Below are 929 nucleotides of genomic sequence, written 5' to 3' on the forward strand. Positions count from 1 at the left end.
TAGACTTCCGTCATAAATCAAAAAACGTACAATTTATTTGATCTTAAATTAATCAGCAAAATTATTTAATTCAAGAGATAATCCTTGGATGAAATTCAAAGATATTCAAAAATTATCAGACGTTAAGTTTCGTAGGCTTACCGGTGTTAGTTGGGCTACATTTAACCTCATGTTGGCCGAGCTAAATAAGCATTTACCTGGTCATATTGGTAAAGGACGACCGCATAAATTACCGTTGGAAGATCGTTTGCTCTTATGTATAGAATATTGGAGAGAATATCGAACATTTTTCCATCTTGGTATGAGTTACGGTGTATCTGAAACGAGTGCAATTCGTATCACACGTGTTATTGAAGATACCTTAATCCGTTCTGGAAAATTTAACTTGCCAAAACAACTTCCTAATCGAGATGAAGTGGATTGGGAAGTTGTTGTGATTGATGCAACTGAAATATTAGTTCAACGTCCAAAAAAAACAGAAGAAATGGTATAGCGGTAAAAAGAAGCGACATACCTTTAAATTTCAGCTATCTATGCACTATACAACAGGTGAAATACTGAGTGTATGTGGAAGTCATGGAAGCATGCATGATTTTAAAATATTTAAAAAAAGTATGAGGAAATTAAAATTTAAGCCCTTTTTTATCGTTGATAAGGGGTATTTAGGGATAAAAAAATTGGGTTTTGGATGCCTCATGCCATCTAAAGCAAAGAAAACTGAAAAACTAGATTCTGAATTAAAAAAGTTAAATAGAGAGATTGGTCGTAGACGAATTCAAGTAGAGCATGTATTTGGAAGGATGAAATGTTTTAAGATTTTATCTTGTGTATATAGAAATCGTCGTAAAAGATTAAACCTGCGGTTTAATTTACTTGCTGGCATATACAATTTAGATTGGGTGAAAGATAAACAATTAAATTGATTGAAA

General features: G+C 32.5%; 1 protein-coding gene and 1 pseudogene. Both read left to right on the plus strand.

Annotation, left to right across the window (positions count from 1 at the left end):
• The first annotated feature begins 169 nt into the window (after positions 1-169).
• Complete coding sequence (locus NO346_RS14615) at positions 170-493, plus strand: transposase family protein (protein WP_162622378.1); 324 nt, start codon at positions 170-172, stop codon at positions 491-493.
• A 37-nt stretch (positions 494-530) separates the two neighbouring features.
• Positions 531-923 (plus strand): annotated as a pseudogene (locus NO346_RS14620) (transposase family protein); the annotation flags it as partial.
• Positions 924-929: the final 6 nt, after the last annotated feature.

It is taken from the genome of Acinetobacter sp. 5862 (genome assembly GCF_024494585.1).
In the GTDB taxonomy this organism is placed as follows: domain Bacteria; phylum Pseudomonadota; class Gammaproteobacteria; order Pseudomonadales; family Moraxellaceae; genus Acinetobacter.

Excerpts from the sequence above, each read along its gene's own strand:
- NO346_RS14615 (WP_162622378.1), top strand. The coding sequence starts at position 170 with ATGTTGGCCGAGCTAAATAAGCATTTACCTGGTCATATTGGTAAAGGA.